Source organism: Hydromonas duriensis, assembly GCF_004363775.1.
Classification (GTDB): domain Bacteria; phylum Pseudomonadota; class Gammaproteobacteria; order Burkholderiales; family Burkholderiaceae; genus Hydromonas; species Hydromonas duriensis.
The window spans coordinates 1-1,374 of sequence record NZ_SNZE01000072.1 but is presented as its reverse complement, the minus strand read 5'-3'; the positions used below and the strand labels follow the sequence as shown (position 1 = coordinate 1,374).

Here is a 1,374-nt window from a genome sequence, read left to right as displayed (position 1 = left end):
GGTAATCATCCCAAAAAATAAAAGCGAATCAAAGTAGAAAAAAGTCCTTAAACTCACAAGAAAAGGAATACTACGATGAAAGCCAAGAAATACAGCGAAAGCCAAATAGCCGCGATACTCAAAGAAGGCGCAAGCGGCATACCATTACCCGAATTATGCCGCAAACACGGCATGAGCAGCGCCAGTTATTACAAATGGCGCAGCCAATACAGCGGCATGGAAGCCTCTCACATGAAACAAATGCGCGAGCTTCAAGCCGAGAACGCTCGCCTCAAAAAGCTTTACGCCGAACAATGCTTACACACCGACATTCTTAAGGAAGCCCTCGGAAAAAAGTAAGCGCGCCATCTTGCCGCAGTGAGATGGCGCATCATGCTAAAACGCATTACAACATCAGCATTCACAAGATATGCCAGCTATTTGGCATATCCGAAACCTGCTACCGTTACTCACCCAAAAACAAAGAAGCCAATGCCACAATTGCCGCCAAACTGCATGAAATCGTCAACACCAAACATCAAGAACGCTGGGGATTTCGGCTTTGTTTCGACCATATGCGTAACGTCTTGGGCTGGTCTTACAATCACAAACGCGTCCATGCCATTTATGTCAAAGAAGGGCTCAATCTGCGGGTCACGCGCCGCCAACGCATTGTCCGCGCAGCGCCACAGCCATTGGCAACACCAAACAGCATGAATCAAGTCCTATCCATCGACTTTATGCATGACCAACTCACAGACGGCCGCTCGGTGCGCGTACTCAACGTGGGCGACGACTTCAACCGCGAAGGTTTAATTGCCGCGATTGACTTCTCCATTCCTGCCAAACGCCTGACCCGAGAGCTAGACCAATTGTTTGAATGGCGTGGGCAACCGCAGGTGATTCGCTCGGATAACGGACCTGAGTTTATCAGCGACCATTATCGCAACTGGGCAAAGGAACGTGGCATTGTGCTTTGGTACACACAGCCTGGCAATCCGCAACAAAATGCCTACATTGAACGCTACAACCGCACCATGCGCGAGGAATTGCTTAATCGGCATTTGTTTACGTCGCTTGAGCACATGCAAATGCTGTCAACCGAGTGGCTTTGGACGTACAATAATCGTCGTCCGCACATTGCCAATGGTAGAATCACGCCTGCACAGAAGAGAATGCTGACACAGGCAAAGTCACAAACCGTGCATTAGCGCATAGGTTCGGCAGGCTCAATGCCGCTTTCTGCCACATTGAGCCTTTGAACAGCGTGTTCTTGTTTGACCCTATCAAGGGTGCGCTACGCCGGATACGCCGCCCTTGACAGATTTGATTGCTTTACTAAAACTGGGGTTTTTAATTCCACTTTGAAATGCTGTTATGTTTGGGATGATTACC

General features: G+C 49.0%; 1 protein-coding gene. It reads left to right on the top strand.

All coding sequences use genetic code 11. The annotated features are described in order from the left end of the window. Positions 1 to 75: 75 nt before the first annotated feature. Positions 76 to 1,190 (top strand): IS3 family transposase gene (locus DFR44_RS11310; protein WP_133621668.1). Its coding sequence is split into 2 segments (ribosomal slippage): positions 76 to 328 and positions 328 to 1,190, totalling 1,116 coding nucleotides; the frame shifts between segments, so codons are not numbered across the junction. The last annotated feature ends 184 nt before the right edge of the window (positions 1,191 to 1,374 follow it).